Genomic DNA, 26,640 nt, shown 5'->3' on the forward strand with positions numbered 1-26,640 from the left:
TGAACCGACAAAAGGTAAATATATTTGCATTAATGTCAGTGAAGATGAAAAAAACTACCAAAAATGAAATTGCTGAGCCCATGGTTGCTTATGTACCTGCGGTTACGTCTTTTTACAGCTTGCTGGGCGGAAATAAGTTTGCCAGTGATTTTGATATTATCAATATGGCAAGGCAAGGGTTTCCAAAACATACGCTTTTGTTACTGGCAAAAAAAATATCACTTACCTTACAGGAATTAGCCGATATCCTGCATATTTCTGAACGTACTTTACAGCGTTACGCTGATAATGCCGTTATCAAAAAGGAATACGCCGAGAAGGCGGTTGAACTGGCACGCCTTTACACACGCGGCGAAGAAGTTTTTGGCTCAATGGAAAAATTTAAGCTCTGGATGAAAAATCCAAACTATGTGTTTAAAGGTGAAACTCCTGTATCGCTGCTTGATACTTCTGCGGGCTTTGATGTTGTTTTTAAAGAATTAGGGCGTATTGAGCATGGTATCTTTGCTTAAATGATAGTTTACCGTATTACCAACTGCGAATATGCCGGCGATTTAAGCGGCATGGGCGCACGGCTGTTTGGCGGACGTTGGAACAGCGAGGGCCGCAGTATGCTTTATACCGCTTCATCCCGATCATTGGCCGTACTTGAAATTTTAGTGCATTTGCCGCCTCTGATGATACCCGATAATTACTGCGCCGTTGAAATTGAGATACCTGATAATAACATTAAAACTTTAAACATTGCCAACTTATCCCCGGGTTGGCAAGACGTGGCCGCTACTGATGAAACCAGGAAAACAGGTGATAAATTCATCAATGAAAGAAAACAACTCGTTATGCGGGTACCGTCAGCCATTGTGCCGGCTGAGTTTAATTACCTGATTAACCCGCGGCACCAGGATATTGATAAGGTAAAGATAGTCAGCCGCTCCCCTTTTAGCTTTGATGAACGCCTGTTTTTTAAAAGATAATTTATACTGATTGGCCATTACAACGCGGTACTATCCATCTAGCTAATTTCATAAATACCGGCAATAAAATTACAACTCGCTTAGCAACTCCAATTTTTTCTGGTTGTACTCTTCCTGCGATATCAAGCTGTTATCAAACAACATCTTTAATTTCTTTAATTTTTCGGTGAGCTCGTCCGGCTTTGGTTGTTCCTCTTTTACAACCAGCGGCTCAGAGACAGGCGCTGCTTGGGGCGTCGGTACAGGGGAAGGATTGTCTATAAGCACCGAACCTGACGCTGCACGTTTCTCCTCCAGTTCACGCAGGCGGCGCGCCTCACGTTCAGCTTCTTTACGCTCCTGGGCATATTGGTAAAGTTTTCTGGCCTGCACTTTAGGCAAATAGTCTACACCCATTTCGGCGCCATTGGTAGTTTTAACCGTGAAAACTGCCCCTATTATTTCTTCTTTAGTATGCACATCAAGTATGTCCTTCCAAACAAAATCAATAAATTTTATAGAAAGGCCCAGGTTTGCCGGCGTAAAAAACAGCACACGCTTATTGGTGAGGGCCACACAATCCGGAAACAAGTTTACCAAAGGCTTTTTTTGCACGGCAATGTATAATACCTCTTCACCAGTGGTTAATAGGTCAACCAGGCGGGTATAAACTTTTTCAACTGAAGCGGCATCCTGCTGGTCGGCCAAAAATTGATCTATCATATATGTCAAGCGTTTATGCTGTAACGCAAAAATAGTAATTATCTGATAGTTGCAGCCAAGTTTAGGCTATCAGCAAATTGCAACCACGAATGTCGGCATTGTCAAAACGTCCCAGCACTTCAAATGTGCTATCAGCATACACACGCCCAAGGTCCTGAGTGGCTATAAATGAGCATGAATTGATATTTGCGAGATCAATGATATTGATGCCTCCTGTTTTTTCAGTAGTCAGAATGGTAAACGGATCGTTAGTATCCCTGGTAATAATTCTCATCCAGGGTGGACAATTAAAAATGCCAACGCCTTTGGAGTAAGCTTGTGATAAAAGTTCTGTCATTCCGTATTCTGAATGAATTGAATTAACTCCGAACCCTTTAGCAAGCGTTTGATGTAATTCCTCCCGTATCATTTCCTTACGTCTACCTTTCATTCCACCGGTTTCCATAACTACAAGTTCGGGATAATCAAGTTGATATAGCTCCGCAAAATTAACCAGGGCAAATGTTACGCCCAACAAAAGCGTGGGCTTTTTCAGCTCCTGTTGTATTTTCAACTGGTGGTAAAGCTCGGCATGATTATATAAATAGAAACCACTGTTTGGATTACCTGAGTTTTTGATAAGATCGTTTGCCATATAAACTAACGAAGAGCCATTCCGTTCAAGGTATGACGGCAGTAATGCCAATATCGTGTAATCCTTTATATCACCATAAAACAAACTAAAAGCCTTACGGAAACTATCTGTATACCAGCTAACATCTGTTACGTGGTGGCGGCTGGTAACGGCCCCGGTAGTGCCAGAACTTGTAAACGTAATTTCGATATCATCGTGCGAGGTAACAACAGCATGCGACTTGAAAAATTCGATAGGTAAAAAAGGTATATCATTAATAGTACCTATGGAGGTAGGGTCAATTCTTAAGCCCTTAAGAAATTCTTTGTATACAGCGCAATGTTCGGCCTGATAGTAAAAAACCTGTAGCGCAGCAGTAATAAATTCATCCTGTGAACTTATAGACAAAATTTGCTGTTTATCGGGTTTATTCATCCGGGCAAAGATAATAAATGTACAATTGGCACCGAACTGAAAGCATTATGATGACTTTACATAAATAATAGAAATTGTAGAAACATCTGCTAAATCTATCGGTTGTAAAACTGAGTGAAAATTTATTAAGTAAAAATTAACACAGCATTTAATCATGAAAACAATAAAATTTTGGAAACTTCCGCTTCTTATCAGCGTGTTTTTCATCCTTACCTCAGCTAAACAGGCGGGCAAAGAAACAGAAAGATTAAATAAGTCGGCAGAAGTACTCACCGAGTTTGGTAATATGAAGGAAAGCATCCCTCAGGAACTCTTACAGAAGTATGAAGGTATTGTGGTGATACCTAACCTGATCAATGCAGGCCTTGGTATTGGTGGTAAACGCGGCAAGGGTGTGGCTATGGTTAAACTGGCTACCGGCAAGTGGAGCGACCCTGTTTTTATTACACTAACGGGCGGAAGCATCGGCTTTCAGATAGGCGTACAATCAGTAGACCTGGTATTGGTATTTAAGAACAAAGGTGTGCTTACTAAAGTAAAGAACGGCGACTTTACCATTGGCGGCGATATTGCAGCGGCAGCCGGTCCGGTTGGGCGTAGTTCAAGTGCCAGCACCGACCATGCACTTGACGCGGAGATATATTCTTATTCGCGCAGTAAGGGATTGTTTGCAGGTATTAGTATAAATGGCTCCAACTTATCAATAGATAAATCATCAAACGCTAATTACTACGGTGCAGATGCAACTTCACAAACCATTTTCGATTCGGCTAAAAGTGATAAAGAAGCGGTTAAGAATTTGAAAGCGGCTTTGGCGGCTTTATAGTAGCGACTGCTCGCGTCATCATATGTTCGGGATGAGATTCCCAGGCATATGATGACGTTACCATTATTCCCCTACTATTTCAACAACCCTTCCAATTTGCCCGTCCTCTAAACGCACTTTTATACCACGTGAGTGGAAAGCTGAACTGGTTAGCAGGTTTTTAACCACCCCCCTGGTGCGTTTACCGCTACGCTGATCTTTTTTAAGAATGATATCTACCTCGAGTCCGGGGTAAATGTCACTTCTGTTTTGTCCGTTCATATTTTTAATTGATTGGTAGAGACCAACACGCTGAAAGTCAATTTTTATTAATGACTTGACACAAATTTAAGTCCGACAATGGAACTTATAAGAGTGGCGATGAAAAACAAACGCCAAAAAGTGGCAGGTTCTCTAAAGAAAACAATTCCTATCAGTACTGTGCCTACAGCACCTATCCCGGTCCATACGGCATAGGCTGTGCCCAGCGGTAATGTTTGAGTAGCTTTGTATAACAGCACCATGCTTAGAGTAAGAAAGAACAGAAAAGCGCCCATCCATGTCCAGTACAACGATCCAACGGCTTCTTTAGCCTTACCTAAACAAGTGGTAAAAGCCACCTCGCACAGGCCGGCGATCACTAAAATAAACCAGTTCATATCGTTCAGCTTACAAGTTTACTGATAGCAGCTTCTGTTTTGTTAAACTGAAATTTGCCTAATAACGCGTCAAAAGCAGCAGTAATTTGTTCATTACCCAGGTTACCGATACTGCCTTCGTGTGTATGCCGTACTGTTTTTTCGGGATTAAAATCTCCTTGCTCAATAGCCAAACCCACTTGTTTATAAGCATCACGGAAGGGTGTGCCGTTTAGCACCATCCTGTTCACCTCTTCAACACTAAATAAATATGCGTATTTTGGATCATTTAATATATCGGCCTTTACCTCAATGTGCTGCAACATAAACTTAGCCATATGCAGGCAATTCCGTAATTCGGTAAATGCAGGAAACAGTAGTTCTTTAAGCAATTGTAGTTCACGATGATAACCTGATGGCAAATTAGTGGTCATCATGGCTACATCATTAGGTAGTGCCTGCAAGCGGTTGCATTTACCGCGCATAATTTCCCACACATCGGGGTTCTTTTTATGCGGCATAATGCTGCTGCCGGTAGTAAGGTTTTCGGGATAGCTCACAAACGCGAAATTCTGACTCAGGTACAAGCATTGATCCATGGCCATTTTTGCCAGGGTTGCAGCTAAAGATGATATGGCTTGCGCGATAATCCGCTCGGTTTTGCCACGGCCCATCTGCGCATAAACAACGTTGTAATTAAGGCTTTCAAAACCAAGCAACTGCGTAGTAAGCGTACGGTTTAGCGGGAACGACGATCCGTAACCTGCTGCCGACCCTAAAGGATTTTTATTGGTGATTCTGTAAGCAGCCAATACAATTTCCAAATCGTCTGTCAAACTCTCAGCATATGCGCCAAACCATAAACCAAAAGATGAAGGCATAGCCACTTGTAAATGAGTATAACCGGGCAATAATACGTCCCTATGTTTTTCGCTAAGCGAAACAAGCGAACTGAAAAGGCTTTCCGTTTCGTTAACCACCTGCTGTAACTCGCTTCGAAAAAATAACTTTAAATCAACAAGTACCTGGTCATTACGTGAACGGCCGCTATGGATTTTTTTACCTGCATCTCCAATGCGCTGGGTAAGCAACAGTTCAACCTGCGAATGCACATCCTCAACATTATCCTCAATAGTAAAATTGCCGGCCTGTATATCTTTATAAATTTGCTTCAGCTCAGTTTGTACAAGTTCAAGATCTGCAGTATCCATCAGTCCAATACTTTGCAGCATAGTGGTATGCGCCAAAGATCCCAGCACATCAAAAGCAGCCATCTGGGAATCAAACTCACGGTCGCGGCCGACTGTAAAATTCTCTACCAGTTCATTAACATTAGTGGTTTTTTGCCATAGCTTGCTCATAGTGCAAATATATTATTTTTATAAGAGTAGCCTCGACCATTAAAGCTGTGAAAGCACAACCTGCTACCTCGCAGGTAAAACAAATATTCCGCTATGCCGAAGTGTTGTGGTGGCTTAAATTTTAATTGGTAAATTTCGTCAGCAAATCTGTTCAAGCATCTTTATATACAATTCAATGCCCTCTCCTATCTCGTGTACATAAATGAACTCATCAGCACTGTGCGAGCGTGCTGAATCACCGGGGCCAATTTTTAGCGAGGGAATGTCGAGCAAGGACTGATCAGAGGTTGTTGGCGATCCGTATGTATCACGCCCTAAAGCGACTCCAGCCCGTACAATAGGGTGATTTTTATCTATTGACGATGGTTTTAAACGGATAGAACGGGGCTTCACCTCGCAACTTACATGTTGCCTGATAATCTCCAGCACCTCTTCGTTACGGTAGGCATCCGTTACCCGCACGTCAACGGTAAAAACGCAGCTTGCAGGTACCACGTTGTGTTGCGAACCAGCGTTAATAATGGTCACCGACATTTTTACAGGACCAAATACATCTGATTCTTTTGGAAACCTGAAAGTGCGAAACCACTCAATATCCGGCAACGCCCTGTAAATGGCATTGTCACCCTCTTCGCGCGCGGCATGACCGGCTTTACCATAGGTAGTACAATCGAGTACCATCAGTCCCTTTTCGGCAATCGCTAATTGCATCAACGTGGGCTCACCTACGATCCCGAAATCCAGTTTACCCAGTTCGGGAATAATTAATTCAAGCCCGTTAACGCCTGAGATTTCCTCTTCAGCGGTAGTAGCCAGGCAAAAATTATATTTAAGATTTTCACGCTCATAAAAATACAAAAATACAGCTATGAGCGATACCAGGCAACCGCCGGCATCATTACTACCCAAACCATATAATTTGCCATCTTCAATTTTTGCGTCATACGGATCCCGACTGTAGCCCGAATTAGGTTTAACCGTATCGTGATGCGAGTTAAGCAGGATAGTGGGCTTAGTTGGGTCAAAATGCTTATTCCGCGCCCACAAATTATTTAGTTTCCGGTAAACCTCAACATCATGTTGTTTTAAAAACTGTTCGAGCAAGTCGGCAGTCCGATCCTCTTCCCTACTAAATGAAGGAATGGAGATAAGCTGCTGCAACAGTTGAACTGCCTGCCGGGAAAGATGTGGGATATCTGATAGCATATGGCTGCAAAAATAAGCCTTTTACTTTATAGTTGAGAGCGCCTTATTAAGCACATTATCTTGCAGAGAGACATTTTATACGTACGCGATGAACAGGGAGATGAATCACACCTACTATCCATCCAACTCATCTTCTATCTTAGAAAAAGTACGCGTATCAGCCATGAATACATATATGGCCAGCGAAACAACAATGCAAGCCGTTACATAATAAAAGAACCACTCCGCGTGACCTGCTTCTTTAAACCCCAGCGCGATATACTCGGCTGTACCGCCAAAAATTGAAACCGCAATAGCATAGGGGAAACCTACGCCCAGCGCCCTGATGTGGGCCGGGAAAAGCTCGGCCTTTACCACAGCATTAATTGACGTATAGCCACTAACAACAATCAGTGCCAGCATAATTAGCGCAAAGGCAGCAAGCGGATCAGTAATAGTGCTTAATGCTGATAATACTGGAATGGTTATGATAGTGCCCAGTATGCCAAAAGTAATAAGTAACGGCTTTCGTCCCACCTTATCGCTTAACGAACCGAACAAGGGTTGGATCAGCATAAATATAAAGAGTGTAACAGTAGATACTAAGGTTGCTGTGCTTTTATCAAAACCAGTAGTATTTACCAGGAACTTTTGCATGTAAGTAGTAAATGTATAAAAGGCTACTGTACCCCCTAATGTTAAGCCTATAACCGTAAACACCGCTTTAGGGTGCCGGGCAAGTGCACGTAAAGTGCCGTGCATCGACTTTTCTTTTTCCTGCGGTTTAGCAAACGAGGCCGACTCCTGCAAATTGCGACGAAGGTACATGGTAATGACGGCCAGCATTGCACCAATTGCGAAAGGTATGCGCCAGCCCCATGTTTGCAGTTGTCCTTCAGTTAAAAATACACGTTGCAGCAATACCAGCACACCTAAGGCCAGCAGTTGCCCCATAATAAGCGTGACGTATTGAAAGCTTGAGTAAAAACCGCGATGCTTTTTAGTAGCCATTTCACTTAAATAAGTAGCACTTGTGCCGTACTCACCGCCTACACTCAGTCCTTGAAGTATACGGGCCAACACCAGCAATACAGGAGCTAGTACCCCTATTTGCTCATAAGGCGGGATAATGGCAATAATAAGCGAACCTAAACTCATTAATAGCACTGAAAAGGTAAGGGCGGCTTTTCGCCCGCGCCTGTCGGCAAATGTCCCCATTAGCCAGCCACCTATGGGGCGCATTAAAAAACCAAGTGCAAAAATGCCGGCGGTATCCAGCAATTGAGCTGTTTCATTCTCTTTCGGAAAAAATGAGGGTGCAAAATAAAGCGCAAATGCTGAATATACGTACCAGTCATACCATTCAACAAGGTTGCCTAACGAGCCGCCAACTATGGAGCGCAGCCTTTCGGCAGTAGTATGTTTAACTGTATGATGGTTCATGCCGATAAATGTATAGTATAGATTTGAAATGTGGAGTATAAGATGTGAGATTTTGCCGGAGTGCAGCCATTTTTTAAGGGCATGCTTTTTTCTTACAGCGATGTGTTAAATCTCAAATCTCCTATTTATCTTAGAACATGCTTTTCACCGAAGACTTTTTGCATTACGTTTGGAAGTTTCGCCTGTTTGACCGTATTGGCTTACAAACCGTGGACGGGCAGGACGTGGAAATATTTTCGGCAGGAATGCATAATAAAGATTCGGGACCCGACTTTCATAATGCACGGATACGCATTGGCGACACCATGTGGGCAGGGAATGTTGAGGTACATCTATCATCCTCAGACTGGAAAAGGCACGGCCATACCCATGATAGTGCTTATGATAATGTGGTATTACACGTGGTGTTCCGTGATGACGCGCCGGTGGTGTTACCAAATGGGCGGCGCTTACCCACGCTTGAGATGCAAAACCGTATAGCGCCTGAACTGCATAATCGTTATCATAACCTTATTTTCGGTAACCGCCAGTTTATCCCTTGCGAAAATAGCATTGCAAGAGTGGATGGCCTTACAATGGGTAACTGGCTGTCGCGCATACTTGTGGAGCGGTTAGAAAAAAGGTCAGTAGCGGTTACTACAGCCCTCGCTAAAAATCGCGGTGATTGGGAAGAAACTTTTTACCAATTCCTGGCGGCTAATTTTGGGTTTAAAACCAATGCGCTGCCCTTTGAATTATTGGCGAGATCGCTACCGCAAATAACGTTGGCCAAATATAAAAACAACCCGCTGCAGATAGAGGCCCTGGTATTTGGACAGGCAGGCTTTTTAAATGACGAACCTGTTGACGACTATCCGCGCAAGTTAAAAACTGAATATGAATTTTTAAGAAAGAAACACAACCTGCAACCTGTTGATAAACACCTCTGGAAATTTATGCGTATGCGGCCGCAAAACTTCCCTACCATCCGGCTTGCACAGTTTGCAGCGCTTATCGTCCGCTCAAACCATCTGTTAAGTAGGATATTAGAGATAAAAGAAATAAGCGGGTTACGCGCATTATTTACCTCTATAGAGATAAATCCGTATTGGGAAAACCATTACCGTTTTGATACAGAATCCAAATCCTCTGTAAAGCATTTAGGGCAGTCGTCGGTTGACATATTACTGCTAAATACGTTGGCACTATTTTTATTTAGTTATGGTAAGCAGCATCAATTGCAGTACTACATAAGCCGGAGCCTTAAATTGTTGGAAAGTTTGCCAGGGGAACAAAACGCCATTATGGCGGATTTTAGTAACTTAGGTGTGAAAATAAAAACAGCATTTGAGTCGCAGGCTTTGCTTGAACTAAAAAATAGTTATTGCAATCATAAGAAATGCCTTGACTGCGGCGTTGGAAATAAAATATTAAAGTTAGCCTGATATGCTACAGCGTGTTATAATCTTTTTTGAACGCCACTCCTTTGGAGTGTGTACCTATGTTGGCGAGCGTTTTAATATCTCTATAGCAAAAATACGCCTGTTTTTTATCTATTCATCATTCCTTGCTGTCGGCTTTCCGCTGATATTTTACTTTTTTGCCGGGATAGTACTTGATATACGCAACTACGTTAAACGTACCCGAACCCGCCTTACCGACCTTTAACCAATTACCACACAATTTCAAAGCAAGTACCCTCACCAGGTTTGCTGGTAACGCTTATACTACCGCCAATACGGTCGACAAATTCTTTTACCAGCATTAACCCCAGGCCATTACCTTTCTCGTTTTTTGTGCCTGCTGTGGTTGTGTTGCCTGTGCCGCTGAATAATTGCGCCGCCTTTTGCTCAGGCATACCTACGCCGGTATCTTTTATCTTTATTTTAGTATATCGTCCATCGTTTTCTGCAGATAATGTTATCGTGCCGTTTTCAGTAAACTTATTTGCATTACTCATCAGGTTTCGTAAAATAAACTCTATAATGCGTCTATCTGCACGTATGCGTAAATCGGGGTTTATATTATTGATGATGGCATTTTGTTTGGCATGGGTGTTCAGCGTTTCTGAACCTGCTATACGGGCCACAAGGTCATGCAAGTCAATATTTTCAAAATTAAATTTATCAAACTTCAACTGCATTTCGCCCCAATTCACTACGTTCTCTATCATGTCAATAGTGCTATCCAATTGAAGGCTTACCATATCCATCATTTGTGAAGCCTCTGCTTCGTCAAGCATATCTGACTTGCGGAACTCAATTACTGACTTTATTGATGATAGCGGATTGCGCACATCATGCGCCAGTATTGATATAATGCGCTTTTGGGTTTGTGTTAAATAATTGAGGTGTTTGTTTTTTATCCGCAGCTCGGCTATTTTAATTACATTGTCAGCCAGCACCTTTAGCCCAAATTTTTGTTTTTCATTAAGATGCCTGGGTATCCTGTCAATCACACACAACGTACCCAACCTGTTACCCTGGCTGGTTACCAACGGAACACCTGCATAGTAACGGATAGAAGGATCCTCTAACACCAGCGGGTTATCCTGAAAACGGTTGTCCTGTGTAGCATCCGGCACTTCAAATATATTGTCCTGCAATATAGCGTGGCTGCAAAAGGAAATGTCGCGGTCTGTTTCGTCGACATCAATGCCAATGCGAGCCTTAAACCACTGCCTGTTAGCGTCTACCAGGCTAATAAGCGAGATTGGCATCTCGCAAATTTCTGATGCCAGTTTTACGATATCGTCAAATTCCTTCTCATGGGGCGTATCTAACATTTCTGTTCCATACAGGTCCCTCAATCTTGTTTGTTCGTTCGTAGGAATAGTAGCGGCACTCATTATAAATTATATTGGTGTATAATGAATCAAAAATACACCTTATTGATTAAATAATTAAACATTTAAGCAGAGGCAATATTCCTGAATATTGTATGGTGTTAGACGAGAGGTAAATCAAAATAAAACGTAGCGCCTTTTCCGGGCGTGCTGTATACACCTATTATACCGTGATGATTTTTTATGATTTCTGCTGAAATATAGAGCCCCATGCCTAAACCGCTGGCCATAAATTTCTTGTCTTCCACCCGGTAAAACCGCTCGAATATCCTGTTTATTTGTTCATCCGATAAACCTATGCCAAAATCGGTTACGGATATTCTTACTGTGTTATCAACCTGCTGTGTTGAAATAATGAGGTTTTTATCCTCGCGGGAGTATTTAACCGAATTATTGATGAGATTCATGATTACCTGTTCTATACGTTCGGCGTTAGCGTTTACTATGTAGCTTTGTGAAGCATTGTTCTGAAAAATATAATCAGGATACATGTGCTGCCCGTTTTCAACGCAGGCGGCTATTAGTTGTGCTATATCAATTCTCTCCATACTATACTCCAAACGGCCTGCCTGTATTTTACTTACATCAAGCAAATCGTTAACAAGTGATTGAAGTTTATTTATGGACAAATTAGCTTTACCAATGTAATTCTTTACCATAGGCGGCACCTCTTCTTTTTTGTATGAAGAAATAAGCTGCAGATAACCTTTCAGGCTGGTTAACGGCGTTTTAAGTTCATGGCTGGCAATGCCTATAAACTCATCCTTTTTGTCCATCTCACGTTTTTGCTCTTCAATATCTGTTGCTGTACCAACCCAAAATAAAATTTCGCCATTTTCATCGCGTAGCGGTACCGCCCGGTTTAAATGCCACCTGTAACTCCCGTCAGCTTTGCGATAGCGATTTTCAGCCTCGAAAATGTTACCTGTTTGTAACGCTGTGTTGTATTTGGAAAATGTTATATCCATATCATCGGGATGCACAACGGCTTTCCAGCCCCACTCCTTGGTTTGCTCGTAAGTTAGGCCGGTGTAGGTATACCACCGCTCATTATAAAAGTTCACCTCACCGTTAGGTAAATTTGTCCACGTCATCTGCGGTATGTTATCGGCCAGCAGCCTGAAGTGCTCGCGGCTCACGGTTAATTCCTTAGTTCGTTCAACAACAGTAGCCTCCAGCTCATCGTTCAACCTTTCGGTGGCGTTACGTGCGTCAGCCAGTTGCTCATTCCTCGTCTGTAACTGACTTTCGGTTTCTTTTTGGCGCGTAAGGTCTGTAATAATCAGGCTTAATGCTGTCCCTTCATCCATTTCAAGCGTATTGCATGATATGAGGCAATGCGTATTCCTGTTGGTGTAAGGCCCGTCCATCACTATTTCTTCTTTACTATCCTCCGTCCAGCTTCTCTCTATTAGCTGGGTAAACCTGTCCTTTGACTCCGGGGCAATAAATTCGTCGAAAGCCATTCCTATAACTTTTTCTAAAGGAAGGTTTACAAGTTTAGCAAAGCTGGAGTTACTGTACAGGATCATATTGTCGCGTCCAACGGTAACCGCACCTTCGCTCATCTTTTCTATGAATACACGATAAGTTTGGTCGGCGGTTTTCAGCGTGTATAACTGGTGGCCTTCACCGTCCTGTATTACCAACGCGTCTACCTGGCCGGTACGTATGGCATTAATGGTGTCATTAGCTTCCTCCAATTGATACCGCAGTTCAAGATTCTCACTCAAAAGCTGTTCATATGACTTATTATTTTCCATCACATTTGATCTTTATGGAATCCAAGGCCGGTTAATACTTTCTTCGTGTCAGACATATCACCAATCATTCGTCGTAATGGAGAGGGTGAGCTCTTTACAAGTAACGGTAAAGCTATTATCTGTTCGTGCTGGGCGGTTAAAGGTTGCTGATGGATATCGATTATTTCAAGTTCGTAATTATCTTTTAAATATGTTTCACAGATATTTTTAATATTGTTTACCGCCCTCGTAGAATTAGGGGAAGCCCCGGCTATAAATAGTTTTAACCGGTATACACCGTTAACTGTCAAATCTTCCTCGTCAAACCTTTCTGGTTGCTCCATATGTATTAATTGATCGGCTATTAATTAGCAGGTATAATATTTAAGCCCACCAATACTTTTTCTTCGTTTGAAAGGTCTCCTATTATTTTCCTTATCGGCTCAGGCACTTTACGCACCAGCGTTGGTATAGCCAATATCTGGTCGCCCTCGGCTAACTGCGGGTTAACTAATAAATCAATAACTTCTATTTTATACTGCCCCTTCAAATGCTCCTCGCAATACTTTTTGAGGTTATTTAAAGCCGTAATTGATTTAGCCGTTTTACCGGCAACATATAACCTTAACTCCCACGCTTTGTGTTCTGTTTTCATTTTATTAACCTATCTATTATTAACTATTACCGCGGCGCCTGCGAGTAATCTCCTCCCTGGTTTTCTCTGTTATCTGCTTTTTCAGTTCTTCTTCCAGGTATATTTTGTTAAGTTCTTCTTCTGCCGATTCAAACTCCGATTGCAGGCTTGATATTTTTGCTTCAAGCACACTGCGCTTTCTCAGTATTTCGCGGTCTTTACGGCTTACGGCGTGGTCGCGCAGGGCTGCGCCGGTTTTCTCTTCAATTTGCTGTGCTTCGCGTGCCGAACCAGTGAGTACACCTCCCGGACCAAGGTATACATCCACCAGGTCAATACCCTTGTCTGTTATCACAAATTCACGCACCTGGTTTGAATGCCTCATACCCCTTGATTTCATGATATACATACCCCGGTTGCGTTCGCCGTTAAATTCGATATCCCTTACCAGCAACCAGGCGTCTACCAATGAAGAAATGCCTTCATCGGTTTGGTCATTAATGATGGTGTTCAGACTAAGCGCAGTGAACATCACTGTTATCTCTTGCTCCTGTAAAAAATCTATCATCCTTATGAGCATGGATTTCACCTCACTTACCGAACCTATGGTGATAAGATTGGTGATGGGGTCGAGCACTACAACATCCGGTTTAAATTCCCTTATTAGGTCGTGCATAATAACCAGGTGCATCTCCAGCCCGTAAATGGTAGGCCGCGAAGCATGAAACTTAAGCCGGCCATTATCAACATATTGCTGCAGGTCAATACCTATCGACCGTATGTTACGGCATATTTGCGCCGGCGACTCCTCAAATGCAAAGTATAAGCATTTTTCTTTACGTTCACAGGCAGCAGCCGCAAAATATGCTGCTATGCTGGTTTTCCCTGTACCCGCGGTGCCTGACACCAGCACGCTGCTGCCTTTATAAAACCCCTTACCGCCAAGCATCCCATCCAGTGCCGGAATTCCGGACGACACCCTTTCGGTCGAGGCCTCAGTATTTAATTTTAACGTAGTAATGGGCAGTACAGAAATACCATTGCGGTTTATTAAGAATGGATATTCATTAGTACCGTGTACTGTTCCCCTGTATTTCACTACCCGGAGTCTTCGTGTCGATATCTGGTTAATTATCCGATGGTCGAGTAGTATTACACAATCAGACACGTATTCCTCCAGGCCCTGCCTTGTTAACCTGCCCGCGCCACGCTCGCCGGTGATAATAGCCGTTACACCTTTATCTTTCAAAAAATGGAATAAGCGGCGTACTTCGGCACGCAAAACGGCCTGGTTATCCAAACCCGAAAAAAGGTTTTCTATAGTATCAAGCACCACGCGTTTTGCCCCGATGCTATCAATGGCGTAACCAAGGCGTACAAACAAACCCTCCAGATCATACTCTCCTGTTTCCTCTATTTCACTGCGGTCTATATGTACATGATCTACCCTTATTTTCTTCTCATCCTGTAATTTGCGCAAATCAAACCCTAACGAGGCCACGTTGTCTGCCAATTCTTCGGCTTTTTCTTCAAACGCCATAAATACGCCCGGTTCGTTAAACTCAGTGGCGCCGCGCATAATAAACTCTACGGACATCAGGGTCTTTCCACAACCGGCATCCCCGCATAGTAACGTGGGACGCCCTGTGGGCAGGCCGCCCTCTGTAATTTCATCAAGACCCTTAATGCCCGTAGGCGTCTTAGGTAATGCGGTAATGCTTTTTTTTGCTTTTATATTTCTTTTATCAGTACTCATATGGTGATGAAAACCCATCTTCAACGTATGTATCTGATGGAATAAAATAAACTATATAATATGATTGATTATCAAATTGTTTTACTTCAGGCAGCTCTTTTGCGTGCAAGTCTTTTACTTAATAGCAGGAGTATAGACAGCTGCCCGCTATACAATAATATCGTTTAATTTTCATATTTGTATATTATATATCGCCATAGTTCAACATATATATTAATGATATCTTTTTTAAAATATTTAAAACTTTATCAGCGCATAGCTATTTTATCTGCTTACATATAATTATCAGGATTACTAAGTGTTGACATTATCAAATGGCTTTGTAATCTATACTTTATTTTTTTGATCAACCACTTATGACACAATCGCGACTGAAAAAGATAATGATAGCGGATGACGACCCGGGTATTGTAGATGCCATAGAGATGCTGCTTGAATTTGAAGGGTATGCTGTGACATCTACTGTAGATGGTTCAACCGTGCTGGATTTGCAGAAGGATTTACCGGACCTGTTGCTGCTGGATATATGGATGAGTGGCGAAGACGGCCGGGATATATGCAGAAAGCTAAAGGAAGACGAAGAAAAGAAACATATCCCGGTTATAATGATATCAGCCAGCAAGGACGTTAAAGATTCCGCATTTAGCGCCGGCGCCGACGATTTTTTAGCCAAACCCTTTGAGATTAGTGACCTGCTGGCAAAAATTGAAGCCCTTACAAAGTAATTTCAAACGCAACAAAGTGTGCCCGGACTGGTTATAAGATAAAAAGAGATTATGAACCCAGACGACGAAGCATTTAAAGAAGAATTTAAGCCGCTGCACGTTCCGCATGAATATGATGCAGCGCTTAATTGGCAGGATAAGATCATTTATGCCCTGGCTGATATGAATAACGGCACTGCAGACGAAGTAGCGGCACAACTGCAAAATCTCGACCCGGATATTGACGCACAGGAAGCACAACAACAAACCGAGCAAATATTGACAAATTTGTATGATAAGGGTTTGATAAAAGCGACTGACGAGGACGGCCCGCTGAGGTATAATTTAAGCAAAATATTAGACCCTCATACAGGGAAAACAGATATTTAACCATATAAGCAAAAACGCCACTGCTAGCCGGCAGTGGCGTTGGTACATTAAACAATTATACTTTTTATTTCGCCTTAGCAAATTCGCCGTTGGCTTTAATTACCACCTCATCGCCAACAACAGCTTCAGGTGAACCGCTTATATTAAATTCTTTACGGCTTATTGTTCCTGATAGTTGGAAAGCAGCCATATCGCCTTTAGTAAAAGGATGCACTTTAGTACCACGTAATACAAGGTCTAATGTAACCGGTTTGGTAACACCGTGCATGGTTAAATTACCTTTAAGCTTAAATTTATTAGTACCTGCCGGCGTTAAACTAGTTGAAGTAAAGCTAAGTGTCGGATATTTTTCAGCGTCAAAGAAATCCGGGCTTCTTAAATGCTTATCGCGTTTTTCGTTATCAGTATCAATTGACGCTACGTTAGCTGTCATCTCAAATTTAGCATCACTAAAATCGGGTTTCGAGGAGGTAATTGTCGCATCAAAATCTTTAAAACGGCCATCAACATCAGATATCATCAAATGGGTTACGGTAAATTTAAGGTTAGCATGGGCCTTGTCAAGGTTCCAGGTTTGCGCATAAGCCACTGTTTGCATTAAAATCGCCGCTAACACGATGAACATTTTTTTCATAGTCTTTTAAATTTGTTGGTTTACTATTTAACAAAACAAATGTATATCATAAATTGAATTGCACAATTTAAATAGATGTTTAAACATCTTAAATTACTTTGTGATGATATAAGGCCCTCCGCCAAAGCATATTATAATGAAATTCGTTTCCTGTGTAACATAGTATTTACATTGACCGTATAAAACACTTTCCCTGATTAGTTGTTATGCGCGATAAATACCCCGTTACTTTTTTTAAAAGATCTATACTACTGCTGTTGTTGTTATCTGCACTATACCTGCAAAGCAACGGACAAAATACGCAACGGCTGAAATTTACAGCTATTACATCGAGCCAAAACACCGGGCAAGATTATTCGCCGTGGTTAAATGACAGCCTGGATTCGCTTGTACAGGATGCATGGCAAAATAACTTTGTGTTTGTAGATGTTATGTTGAAGTTTAAGTACCACAGCAACATATCGCAATTGCAGCTATACGACTGGACAGGCGTATTTGACGACAAACCGGCAGAAATTTATGCTCTTAACGGTACGCAGAAAACCCTGCTCGGTACCTTTACCGGGCCAGGTTACAATACTTTTCAATACATAAACCTGCCGGCACCAGTGGAAGCAGATGCTATAATAATTCATAAATTCAGCAACAATATACCGCAAAAAATTTTTGCTTACGGCAGCGAGGACACAACGCGGCTTACGCCTCCTGACTTATCATTGGGTGAACCTGAAGATCCTACGGAACCTGATCCAACGCCGGTACCTGAACCGGATAGTTTAACTAAAATACCTGTAGATGTATCAAGGTGGTACCAGCTTAACAACGTGAGCGACGGATTGCAGGGTATGTTTGATGGTGTTACAGGTGTTGACGTTTATACCGGATGGGGTAAGATATTCAATAACTACGATGCCTACTACCCTGTAGCGGCGGGCGAACGCATTAACCTCAAAAAAATAAGATTTTTTAATCATACCGGCGGTCTGGGCAATCATCCCCTTACTGTAGCCGTGATTGATAGCTCGGGTAATCGTAAAACTATAGCCACTTACAAAGGCGGATACTATAATAAATGGCTTGGTCCTTATCCGGACAGGGCCGAAGTATTTATGCTGGATACCGCTTTAACTAATATAAAGTACATTGTATTAAACTGCTGGTACCAGTTTCCAACGGAAATTGAATTTTACGGTGATTACATTGCGCCACCGCCACCCCAACCTGAACCGCAGCCCCTGCCGGGTGAGTCGCTGGTAAAATCATACCCCTTAAAAAACTACCTGGGCGTTAATGCTTTTGAATGGGATTTTGAAGACGGCACCAACCCCGACAAAGTAGATCCGGTACGCCTTACAGCCATGCGGACTTTTACGCAGATAAGGCACTATATGGACTGGGAAAAACTCGAGTCGAACCCCGGTAGTTATACCTACAGCCCAACGCACAGCGGCGGCTGGAGCTATGACGAGATGTATAAAGCCTGTAAAAGCAACAACATGCTGGTACTTGCCGACTTAAAAACATTACCCAACTGGTTGCTGGAAGGCTACCCGGAAACCGAGAGGGATCATGAAAATGTCCCAGTACCTTATGGTGCGGATTTTGCCAACCCTGCCTCGTATCTGCTGCAGGCTAAAGTGGCGTTTCAATATGCAGCCCGTTATGGATACAACACCAATGTCGACCGGTCATTATTAAGCATAAATGCTACCCCACGGTGGACAGGCGACCCTATCAACAAACTAAAGGTGGGCTTAGGCTACATCAGGTATATTGAGTGTGATAACGAGCGTGATAAATGGTGGAAGGGCCGTAAAGGATACCAAACTGCGTACGAATATGCGGCCAACCTGTCTGCGTTTTATGATGGCCACAAAAACACAATGGGCCCGGGAGTTGGTGTAAAAAATGCCGATCCGAATATGAAAGTGGTTATGGGCGGCCTGGCATCTGCTAATCCCGAATACGTTTTGGGTATGGTAGAATGGTGTAAAACCTATCGTGGTTACAAGGCCGACGGCACGGTTAACTTATGCTGGGACGTAATAAATTATCATTGGTATTCGCATGATGCTCAGATGATACCCAACTCGGTACCTACCCGGGGCGTGGCGCCTGAACTGAATAATACTTTTCAAAAAGCTAAAGACTTTATAAATGTAGCTAATAAATATTGTTATGGAATGCCGGTGTGGGTAACCGAAGTTGGCTACGACGCCAACCCAAATAGCCCCATGCGAGCAATACCCATCGGCAATAAAAGCATTTTAAGAACACAGGCCGACTGGATATTACGATCATCTTTTTTATACGCACGCGCCGGTGTAGAAAGAATATTTTTTTATCAGGCTTATGACGATAATTTTGACAACCCCATACAATACGGCTCATCAGGGTTGCTCAACCAGAACCGTACACGCAAGCCGGCCGGCGATTTTATTTATCAAACACAAAGCCTGCTTGAAAACTACACTTATAAACAAACACTTTCCCATGACCCTATTGTAGACCGCTACCAGTATAATGGTGAAAATGCCTATGTATTATACATTCCAGACGAAACGGGACGTACCGGGCAATACACTTTAGCGTTGCCCGGGGTTGACTCGGCCAAAATTTACACGCTTAATGTTGGCAGTAAGTACTTAAAAAGCAATAAAGTAAAAGTAAAAAACGGGCAGCTGGTAGTAAATGTAAGCGAAACTCCTGTATTTGTATTACCGGAAACTCCGGTAGCCGCGCCCATGAGTATGATGTCGGTCAATAGCAGAACAATACCGACTCCGGCACCGGCAGATGCTGTTAAAAACGAGGCTGAAATATCCGTATACCCCAGCCCGGCCGAAAAGTACGTGACTGTGGCTTTTAATACTACTAACTATGCAGATGTTAACATTAGCGTTGCGGACGCCGTAATGGGCAGGGTTTACAGCAACAAAACTTATTCAAAACCAGGTGAGAGTTTTTCCCAAACTATCGACATCAGTAATTTACCCATAGGTGTTTGCCTGGTTATGATAAAGCAAGGTGACCATACTATTGTTAAACGCGTTATAAAAACGAATTGAGTTTTACGCGCAACCTTCGCGTATGAAGAAGTAACCAAACAAAACACGCTTTTTCCTATTTTTAATGTATGGAAATTGCCGAGGTTGAAAGGCTGATAAAAATAAGTAAGGAACATCCCCTTTTGCCCGAAACATATATACCATGGGATGCGCAGCGGGAACATACTGAGATTTACCTGCCGGAAATTTTAAATTCTGTACAAGGTTTACCTGTGTACGAAAGTTTAACACCTCAACAGAAATTAGATTTAGGCCGGCATGAAGCAGTGCAGGTGATGTACTCTTACGGCTGGGGCGAAGGACTTTTTTGCGTATTTATGAGCCGGTATATGCTAAGCCTGCAGCCGGCCGATACAGAATACCGCTTTTTACTGCGCGAACTGATTGAAGAATACAGGCACCAGGAAATGTTTGCACAGGCGGTGCAGCAATTAGACGGGCAACCTTTACCCCCCTCTGCCCTGCATAACATTATAGGTAAGTTTACCACTAAATATTTGCCGGCCGACTACTTGTTTATGGGAAGCCTTGCTATCGAGATGGTAACCGACACCTACGGCAATTACTCGCGCCGCGACAAACAGGTATATACTGTATTACGTAAAGTTTTTGAGCTGCACAATATAGAAGAAGGACGGCATATAGTTTTCACTAAAGGGCTGCTGGAGCGTTTTACCGCTGAAGCCGGTTACCTTAAACGCACCGCATACAGCTTTGTAGTATTGTTTAATATCTACTTTTTACGTACCATGTATGTTAAGGAAGAGATATTTGACCGTATTGGCATACTCAACTCCGATGCTGTTTATAAGCAGGCATTTATTAACTACAAACAAAAATTCGCCAAAAACTGCCTGCAAAATATTGTGGAGTTTGTGCAAAGCTGGGGCGGGTATAATACCCTTACACGCTGGGCCTGGCGGTGGCTGTTGGATGCAAAGGTGTAAGAAGTTCATAGTTGATGGTTCATGGTTCATAGCTGTTCACGATAATCCGGCCGTTGACTATAAACTATGAACCATCAACTAATTAAACAAACTGCTCAAGCACTGCTTGCAGCTGTGTTGCCTGCATTACTCCTGATTGCCGCCACTTATTCTCACTGTTTTTAAATATAATAAGTGTTGGCACACCTTGTATGTTGTATGCATTTGCTACCTCGGGGTTTTTGTCCACATCTATTTTAATAATAGTCACTTTATCGCCCATAGCATGCTTTAGTTGCTGTAATATAGGTCCCATCGTCTTACAAGGCCCGCACCACTCCGCCGAAAAGTCTATAAGGACAGGTTTGTCTGAAGCTATTATGTCCTGAAAATTTGCCATGTCATTTTTCTCCTGTTTAAGTAACATGAAATCCGGCAAGTTGTTCACTTCATATTTCAGGCGTACAATCAAATTTCTAACGGTAACATCTTGGCTAGCCGCAACTAATGCACATTAGTTTATCGACACACTGCATTTTTACTTATCTGTAAAAAGTACCACAAATCCCTTGTTTATCACCATTTATGATGGAAAGTAATAACTATTTTTGTAGAGAGATGAAAAAAGGCTTTCCGGTATATGATATCTGCACACTATCTGAATATCAGCAACATGATATACTGGTTGATCGGTTTGCACATTACCTGGCTAAACACCACGACCTGCACTTTCCGCATAAGCATAACTTTTATCACCTGGTATACTTCAGCAAGGGAAGCGGCACGCATCATATTGATTTTAAAAGCTTTACTGTAAAACCCGGACAAATTTATTTCATGGTTCCGGGACAAGTACACAGCTGGTTTTTTGAGGGTGAAACAGATGGTTATATTATCAATTTTTCGGAGACGCTCTTTAATTCATTTCTTTTGAAACAGGGCTACCTCGATAATTTACCATTTTTCAGCGGTGATATTGATGATGCAGTTGTAAACCTAAGCGGTAAAAACAAAAGCGCTGTCAGTCATTTGTTTGAGGAAATTATTAACGAAACACAACAACCCGACAGGTACAGTTTTGATGCTGTAAGGATATTGATGATGCGTATATTTACCGTTATAGCCCGCACACATATCAATACTGCCAATACGCCACAGGTGAGCTACAATCATACACTGCTAACCAATTTCCGCAGGCTTATTGAACAAAATTTTGTACAATCAAAACTCCCTAAGGATTACGCTGCTTTATTGTATATAACCCCTAATCATTTAAACGCCATTTGTAATGATATATTAGGCACCCCGGCCGGCGAGTTGATAAGGCAGCGCGTAATTTTGGAAGCAAAGCGGATGCTGGTTAATCCTAAAACTACAATTGGTGAAATAGCGGGGTACTTAGGGTTTGATGACAACTCATACTTTACCCGATTTTTTAAGAAACAAGCAGGCGTTACGCCTGAAGAATTCAGACACACGTTAAAGTAATAACATGAACGCCATAGATAATAAAAGTGCAATTAAGCCGGTACCACAGTTTAAAGCCTTTGTGCAGGCAAAATGCCCGCGGTGCCGCCGCGGCGATATGTTTGCCAACGGAATGTATAGCCTAAGCGGGCAAAATATGTATAAAAAATGCCCGCATTGCGACATGACTTACGAACGTGAACCGGGCTATTTTTATGTGGCCATGTTTGTAAGCTACGCCATGAATGTGGCCGAAATGGTAACCTTTGCAGTGCTTACGCACATGATTACCGGTTCAATGGATCCCTGGCTGTACATTGGTGTACTGTTTGGGTCTATAATAATTTTGTCGCCGTTTAATTTCCGGTACTCACGGGTAATGCTGCTGTACTGGTTAACGCCGGGCCTGCATTATCGACCCGAACTTTCTGCTGATAAAAGAGAGAACGGCAAATAAAACCAAACGCTTTCAGGATTTCTCCTGAAAGCGTTTGGTTTTAAATTTATCTGGCTTTACACCGCCTGGCAATTAACTATCTTTTAGCAACTGCCGGGTCGAATAACAACGGGAAAAACTGCCCTGCCATTAATTCGCCCTCAGGTATGCCTGGTATACCTTTTAAGATTTCCTCATTGGAGTTTGATTGTGTGCCATCGGCGAATACATTAAGCACAAATGCGCGACGAGATATATCTGAACGGTTTTCGTATGAACCATGCACCATCAGCGGGTGGTGGAATGAGCCATAACCTTTTTTCATCTCAATAGGGATTGGTTTAAACTCCGCTTTTTGCTGTTCTGTTAAATAATCCATTAAACCTTCCATATCGCCTGCAAGTTCAGGTTTGTCAAGCAATCCCCATTTATGGCTTCCCGGACTGTAATACAGGCAACCGTTATCTTTGGTAGCATCATCCAACCCTATCCAGCAAGTAAGGTGCTGCATTGGTGCGGTACGTGTCCAGTATGAATAATCCTGGTGCCAGGCAACTACGCCCCCATGCTTGGCCGGCTTGCAAAATAATTGGTCATGCCAAAAGCGTACTGGTTTATCACCCAGTAACTGGCTGGCAGCCATTAAAAAAGCCGGGTTGTATAGTACATCATGAAAACCTTCTGTTATGCGCCAGGCACCTAATGCGTGAAACAATACAGTCTCCGGATTTCCAGACTCGTTTGAGAAAAAGTAATAAAACAATGAATTACCAGGATGCTCTGCTGATGATATCCCTACCAATTCGGCATTCAACTTATCAACCTGCCATTCTTCCAACAGTTTGATATTATTTAAATACCCATTTTCATGATAAAATGCTATTTGCTCATCGGTGAGCCTGTATTTATCCCATTCTTCCGCTGTTTGCGGCGTTTTAAACATATCTGAAATAAGGGCGTGTATAGTTGATAGGTCTTTTACTTCCGCTGTTGCAATACTCATAATGGTTAAAATTTAGTGTAGTGATTTAATATGTTTATACATAGGTACATATTTAGCAAGTACTTTGCAAATTTTTTTTTAGTTATCGGCTTCCGTCCAACACTAAAGTTAGAAATTGTATGTAATTAATCACAGTTTAAAAAAATCCAAAATGCTTCCCGGTCACTAATTACAAGTAACATTTTTGTCACAACGTTCAATAACTTTTTTAACCTGTTAAACCCTGGCGTAGCTGCTTAGTTTAACATTTAAACAACTACCGGCAATATGATGATGTGAGCTGGTAACGTGATAGTGCGTTAAGCGTTGCCGGTAGTTGTATTTATTATTTTGAACTAAAACTTTAATAAAATGAAAACATTAAAAGTATTTGCGATCGCTGTGCTAACATTCGGAGCCGTGTCTGCTGCTAATGCGCAGGTTGGCATAAGTATACAGGCAAATTTTGGCCGCACCGCACCCTATCTGCCTATTTACACTGAACCGGTATATGTTGAGCGGCCTGTAGTATATCATCGCCCTGAGGTAGTATACGTTGAGCGCCCTGTGGTATATCATCGCCGGCCGGTAGTGTATCATAACCGCACTGTAGTGGTAGATAAGTCAGTACGTTATCGTGATGATTACCGCCATAACCGCAAGTTCATTAAATATAAAAAACACGGGCACGGCAAGCACTGGAAACACGCACGTTATCGTGACTAGCTTTTATTGTTGACATTTCCTGCATTAGCTTTGAAAAATGCCCCTGGATAAACTACAGGGGCATTTTTGTTAAGGTAGCGGCCTTAAGGTACTAGCGCCTTATTTTTACGCTTTAATTACTATTGATTTAACAAATTACAGCATTTTTGCACCCATGCGCAGAGGCGGTTTTTTTACTTTTTTTATTATACTGGCAGCCATCACATTATTGCTGGACTGGTACATTTATTCAGGCTTGCGGACCTGGGCCTCTGATTGGCAGCCACGCTGGCGCTTTATATTAACCTGGGGATACATAATCCTTTCGTTAGCTGTAACAGCCACGTTTTTGTTTGCTATTTTATATGTAGACATGTCGCACGGGATGAGTCATTTCCATTCGTGGGCGCTAAGCGTATTCCTGGCGTTTTTTGTAAGTAAACTAGTATTTGTTATTGTACTTTCATTGGGGGATTTGGGAAGATTTGTTGTGGGTATTACACAAAATGCAGGACGTGGCGAGCATACAGAACCCTATTTTCCGGCCAGGCGTAAGTTTATAAGTGAACTGGCTGTGTTGTTAGCTGCTATACCGTTTGCCAGCTTTTTTTACGCCATGTTTAGGGGAAAATATGATTACAAGGTGCATAAGCATACCGTTTATTTTAAAGAACTGCCACAGGCCTTTGATGGGTTTACCATTACGCAAATATCAGATTTCCATGCGGGCAGTGTAGATAACCCAGAGGCGATGCAAAAAGGTATTGACCTTGTGATTGCCCAAAAAAGTGATCTGTTTGTTTTTACCGGCGACATGGTAAACAATCTTGCCGAAGAAGTAGCACCTTTTATTAACCGGTTAAGTAAGATAAAAGCGCAATACGGTCAATATTCAGTATTAGGAAACCATGACTATGGCGATTATATTCAATGGGACAGCCAGAAGGCAAAAGAAGAGAATCTTGAACAGCTTAAAAAGCATCATAAAGCCATGGGATTCCGCTTGCTACGTGATGAGGCAATACCTTTAGAAAAGGATGGCGAAAAAATATACCTGTTAGGCGTAGAGAATTGGGGGCATGGCTTTGTTCAAAAGGGAGATCTGGATATTGCGCTTCGCAATGTTGACAAAGACGCTTTTAAAGTGCTGCTATCCCATGACCCTACCCACTGGGAGCAAAAAGTGAGATATCATGCTACTCCTGTCCACCTCACACTATCAGGTCACACGCATGGGGCGCAGTTCGGTATAGAGACAGAGGGTTTCAGGTGGAGCCCTGTACAATATCGTTACCTGCAATGGGCAGGCTTTGCAACGCACCATAATCGTAAACTTTACGTAAATCGCGGCTTCGGCTTCCTGGCTTTTAGCGGCAGGCTTGGCATTTGGCCGGAAATAACTGTACTTACCCTTAAAAGAGGCTGATCAACTTGTTTGTAAAACCTGCTTTTTTTTGAAATAATATTGTGTTATCTTTTTAGTCGTGTTCAGCGTATGAGGAAGTAATCGTGGCATAATAAATGCTTTATATGCAACAACACATATATTAAGCATTATGGAAACCAAATATATTGAACAACCACGTAACACCAATACGTTTAAAGCCACCCCTCAAACCAGCGTTTGGCAAGAAGTGAAACCTTTCGTAAAATTCGGGTTTAAGGCACTCGGTATTATGGCGGGTGCACTTATAGCCATTGTAAAAGCCATTCCAAAGCCAACAGATGATAAGCCAACCGGCAGGGTGATAAAAGTTAAGTAGTTTTAAGACGGATTTTAATGAAAAATAGATCCTCAACCGCAATAAAATAGTTACCGTTGGTCAAAAAACTACCCGAAAGCACCATTTAATCCGGATTTTATCGAAAAAAAGACTACAAATTAAGTAGTTGTTTTTTAAGCATTTACGAGATATCGTCGTTTTTTGCAATCGATATACTAAAAAAAGTTTACAACAAGCTTCATTTCATTGCGTTATAGTTTGGAATTGTTTATCTATAGTTAATTAAAAACAAAACACTAAAAACTATGAAAAAGTTATTAAGCGTGCTGATACTTTCAGCTTTCACTTTAGGAACATTCGCGCAGACGGCGCCTAAAGACACCACTAAAAAAACTACTAAAACTGATACCACCAAAACAGATACTACAAAGAAAATGAAGAAAAAATAATCTTCTGATAAAACGGGTGTTGCTTATACCCGTGGAGTATCAA

Annotated in this window: 30 protein-coding genes; 15 read left to right on the plus strand and 15 right to left on the minus strand. The window is 42.2% G+C overall.

From position 1 onward, the window contains the following. The first annotated feature begins 44 nt into the window (after positions 1-44). Together parS and DJ568_RS14620 are read left to right on the plus strand one after the other, a co-directional pair. Entirely contained in the window at positions 45-512 is a 468-nt protein-coding gene (gene parS, locus DJ568_RS14615) for a type II RES/Xre toxin-antitoxin system antitoxin (protein ID WP_233496698.1), read from the plus strand. Next, positions 513-974 carry an RES family NAD+ phosphorylase gene (locus DJ568_RS14620; RefSeq protein WP_114006037.1) on the plus strand — a complete coding sequence of 154 codons (462 nt, stop codon included), beginning with the start codon at positions 513-515 and terminating at the stop codon, positions 972-974. 69 nt (positions 975-1,043) lie between these two features. Here the strand turns inward: DJ568_RS14620 and DJ568_RS14625 are convergent, their stop codons facing one another. Together DJ568_RS14625 and DJ568_RS14630 are read right to left on the minus strand one after the other, a co-directional pair. Beyond that, positions 1,044-1,676, minus strand: coding sequence for a PH domain-containing protein (locus tag DJ568_RS14625; protein ID WP_114006038.1), 633 nt, complete (start codon positions 1,674-1,676; stop codon positions 1,044-1,046). Positions 1,677-1,737: 61 nt separating this feature from the next. Next, positions 1,738-2,724, minus strand: coding sequence for a LuxE/PaaK family acyltransferase (locus tag DJ568_RS14630; protein WP_114006039.1), 987 nt, complete (start codon positions 2,722-2,724; stop codon positions 1,738-1,740). Positions 2,725-2,878: 154 nt separating this feature from the next. Here DJ568_RS14630 and DJ568_RS14635 point away from each other — a divergent pair, with 154 nt between their 5' ends. Further along, a complete protein-coding gene (locus DJ568_RS14635) occupies positions 2,879-3,550 on the plus strand; it encodes a lipid-binding SYLF domain-containing protein (RefSeq protein WP_114006040.1) in 672 nt (223 codons plus the stop codon). A 63-nt stretch (positions 3,551-3,613) separates the two neighbouring features. Here the strand turns inward: DJ568_RS14635 and DJ568_RS14640 are convergent, their stop codons facing one another. The 5 genes from DJ568_RS14640 to DJ568_RS14660 form a co-directional block, all read right to left on the minus strand. Next, the gene (locus DJ568_RS14640) at positions 3,614-3,811 is read right to left on the minus strand and encodes a YwbE family protein (RefSeq protein WP_114006041.1); all 198 of its coding nucleotides are present in this window, start codon (positions 3,809-3,811) and stop codon (positions 3,614-3,616) included. Between the two features lie 47 nt (positions 3,812-3,858). Continuing rightward, positions 3,859-4,188: a DMT family transporter gene (locus tag DJ568_RS14645; RefSeq protein WP_114006042.1), complete on the minus strand. Its 330-nt coding sequence runs from the start codon at positions 4,186-4,188 to the stop codon at positions 3,859-3,861. A gap of 5 nt (positions 4,189-4,193) precedes the next feature. Next, positions 4,194-5,528, minus strand: coding sequence for an argininosuccinate lyase (gene argH, locus DJ568_RS14650; RefSeq protein WP_114006043.1), 1,335 nt, complete (start codon positions 5,526-5,528; stop codon positions 4,194-4,196). A gap of 138 nt (positions 5,529-5,666) precedes the next feature. Then, positions 5,667-6,734 (minus strand): M20 family metallo-hydrolase, encoded by a 1,068-nt coding sequence (locus DJ568_RS14655; protein ID WP_114006044.1) that lies wholly within the window; start codon positions 6,732-6,734, stop codon positions 5,667-5,669. Positions 6,735-6,848: 114 nt separating this feature from the next. Beyond that, on the minus strand, positions 6,849-8,156 hold the full coding sequence (locus tag DJ568_RS14660) for an MFS transporter (protein WP_114006045.1): 1,308 nt from the start codon (positions 8,154-8,156) through the stop codon (positions 6,849-6,851). A 137-nt stretch (positions 8,157-8,293) separates the two neighbouring features. On the opposite strand from DJ568_RS14660, the gene DJ568_RS14665 reads away from it, so the two are divergent. Continuing rightward, a complete protein-coding gene (locus DJ568_RS14665; RefSeq protein ID WP_114006046.1) occupies positions 8,294-9,580 on the plus strand; it encodes a DUF2851 family protein in 1,287 nt (428 codons plus the stop codon). A gap of 1 nt (position 9,581) precedes the next feature. Next, on the plus strand, positions 9,582-9,803 hold the full coding sequence (locus tag DJ568_RS14670; RefSeq protein ID WP_114006047.1) for a PspC domain-containing protein: 222 nt from the start codon (positions 9,582-9,584) through the stop codon (positions 9,801-9,803). A gap of 4 nt (positions 9,804-9,807) precedes the next feature. On the opposite strand, the gene DJ568_RS14675 is transcribed toward DJ568_RS14670, so the two are convergent. The 5 genes from DJ568_RS14675 to kaiC all read right to left on the minus strand — a co-directional run bounded on the left by DJ568_RS14675 (position 9,808) and on the right by kaiC (position 15,112). Further along, the gene (locus DJ568_RS14675; RefSeq protein WP_114006048.1) at positions 9,808-10,983 is read right to left on the minus strand and encodes a GAF domain-containing sensor histidine kinase; all 1,176 of its coding nucleotides are present in this window, start codon (positions 10,981-10,983) and stop codon (positions 9,808-9,810) included. A gap of 98 nt (positions 10,984-11,081) precedes the next feature. Further along, a complete protein-coding gene (locus DJ568_RS14680) occupies positions 11,082-12,743 on the minus strand; it encodes a PAS domain-containing sensor histidine kinase (protein WP_114006049.1) in 1,662 nt (553 codons plus the stop codon). Continuing rightward, positions 12,743-13,066, minus strand: a complete 324-nt coding sequence (locus DJ568_RS14685; protein ID WP_114006050.1) for a circadian clock KaiB family protein — start codon at positions 13,064-13,066, stop codon at positions 12,743-12,745. Before DJ568_RS14685 ends, DJ568_RS14680 begins: the two co-directional genes overlap by 1 nt. 20 nt (positions 13,067-13,086) lie before the next feature. Further along, positions 13,087-13,377, minus strand: coding sequence for a circadian clock KaiB family protein (locus DJ568_RS14690; RefSeq protein WP_114006051.1), 291 nt, complete (start codon positions 13,375-13,377; stop codon positions 13,087-13,089). A gap of 19 nt (positions 13,378-13,396) precedes the next feature. After that, positions 13,397-15,112 carry a circadian clock protein KaiC gene (kaiC, locus tag DJ568_RS14695; RefSeq protein WP_114006092.1) on the minus strand — a complete coding sequence of 572 codons (1,716 nt, stop codon included), beginning with the start codon at positions 15,110-15,112 and terminating at the stop codon, positions 13,397-13,399. 356 nt (positions 15,113-15,468) lie between these two features. On the opposite strand from kaiC, the gene DJ568_RS14700 reads away from it, so the two are divergent. Beyond that, complete coding sequence (locus DJ568_RS14700; RefSeq protein ID WP_114006052.1) at positions 15,469-15,837, plus strand: response regulator transcription factor; 369 nt, start codon at positions 15,469-15,471, stop codon at positions 15,835-15,837. Between the two features lie 51 nt (positions 15,838-15,888). Then, a complete protein-coding gene (locus DJ568_RS14705) occupies positions 15,889-16,206 on the plus strand; it encodes a hypothetical protein (RefSeq protein ID WP_114006053.1) in 318 nt (105 codons plus the stop codon). 64 nt (positions 16,207-16,270) lie between these two features. Here the strand turns inward: DJ568_RS14705 and DJ568_RS14710 are convergent, their stop codons facing one another. Then, the gene (locus tag DJ568_RS14710; protein WP_114006054.1) at positions 16,271-16,840 is read right to left on the minus strand and encodes a YceI family protein; all 570 of its coding nucleotides are present in this window, start codon (positions 16,838-16,840) and stop codon (positions 16,271-16,273) included. Positions 16,841-17,046: 206 nt separating this feature from the next. Here DJ568_RS14710 and DJ568_RS14715 point away from each other — a divergent pair, with 206 nt between their 5' ends. Together DJ568_RS14715 and DJ568_RS14720 are read left to right on the plus strand one after the other, a co-directional pair. Then, positions 17,047-19,908 carry a T9SS type A sorting domain-containing protein gene (locus DJ568_RS14715; RefSeq protein ID WP_114006055.1) on the plus strand — a complete coding sequence of 954 codons (2,862 nt, stop codon included), beginning with the start codon at positions 17,047-17,049 and terminating at the stop codon, positions 19,906-19,908. Between the two features lie 68 nt (positions 19,909-19,976). Beyond that, positions 19,977-20,855: a diiron oxygenase gene (locus DJ568_RS14720; protein ID WP_114006056.1), complete on the plus strand. Its 879-nt coding sequence runs from the start codon at positions 19,977-19,979 to the stop codon at positions 20,853-20,855. Positions 20,856-20,937: 82 nt separating this feature from the next. On the opposite strand, the gene trxA is transcribed toward DJ568_RS14720, so the two are convergent. Continuing rightward, positions 20,938-21,273 (minus strand): thioredoxin, encoded by a 336-nt coding sequence (trxA, locus tag DJ568_RS14725; protein WP_262510683.1) that lies wholly within the window; start codon positions 21,271-21,273, stop codon positions 20,938-20,940. Positions 21,274-21,452: 179 nt separating this feature from the next. Here trxA and DJ568_RS14730 point away from each other — a divergent pair, with 179 nt between their 5' ends. Both DJ568_RS14730 and DJ568_RS14735 read left to right on the plus strand, forming a co-directional pair. Beyond that, positions 21,453-22,322, plus strand: a complete 870-nt coding sequence (locus tag DJ568_RS14730; protein WP_114006057.1) for a helix-turn-helix transcriptional regulator — start codon at positions 21,453-21,455, stop codon at positions 22,320-22,322. A gap of 4 nt (positions 22,323-22,326) precedes the next feature. After that, positions 22,327-22,758, plus strand: coding sequence for a DUF983 domain-containing protein (locus DJ568_RS14735; RefSeq protein ID WP_114006058.1), 432 nt, complete (start codon positions 22,327-22,329; stop codon positions 22,756-22,758). Positions 22,759-22,834: 76 nt separating this feature from the next. Here DJ568_RS14735 and DJ568_RS14740 read toward each other — a convergent pair whose 3' ends face one another. Continuing rightward, the gene (locus tag DJ568_RS14740) at positions 22,835-23,740 is read right to left on the minus strand and encodes a phytanoyl-CoA dioxygenase family protein (protein WP_114006059.1); all 906 of its coding nucleotides are present in this window, start codon (positions 23,738-23,740) and stop codon (positions 22,835-22,837) included. Positions 23,741-24,091: 351 nt separating this feature from the next. Here DJ568_RS14740 and DJ568_RS14745 point away from each other — a divergent pair, with 351 nt between their 5' ends. The 4 genes from DJ568_RS14745 (at position 24,092) to DJ568_RS17260 (ending at position 26,597) form a co-directional block, all read left to right on the plus strand. Further along, positions 24,092-24,445 (plus strand): hypothetical protein, encoded by a 354-nt coding sequence (locus tag DJ568_RS14745; protein WP_114006060.1) that lies wholly within the window; start codon positions 24,092-24,094, stop codon positions 24,443-24,445. Positions 24,446-24,599: 154 nt separating this feature from the next. After that, positions 24,600-25,850 (plus strand): metallophosphoesterase, encoded by a 1,251-nt coding sequence (locus DJ568_RS14750; protein WP_114006061.1) that lies wholly within the window; start codon positions 24,600-24,602, stop codon positions 25,848-25,850. A 130-nt stretch (positions 25,851-25,980) separates the two neighbouring features. Next, positions 25,981-26,187, plus strand: coding sequence for a hypothetical protein (locus tag DJ568_RS14755; protein WP_114006062.1), 207 nt, complete (start codon positions 25,981-25,983; stop codon positions 26,185-26,187). A 266-nt stretch (positions 26,188-26,453) separates the two neighbouring features. Beyond that, positions 26,454-26,597: a hypothetical protein gene (locus DJ568_RS17260; RefSeq protein WP_158534944.1), complete on the plus strand. Its 144-nt coding sequence runs from the start codon at positions 26,454-26,456 to the stop codon at positions 26,595-26,597. Positions 26,598-26,640: the final 43 nt, after the last annotated feature.

Origin of the sequence: Mucilaginibacter hurinus (assembly GCF_003324525.1) — a bacterium.
In the GTDB taxonomy this organism is placed as follows: domain Bacteria; phylum Bacteroidota; class Bacteroidia; order Sphingobacteriales; family Sphingobacteriaceae; genus Mucilaginibacter; species Mucilaginibacter hurinus.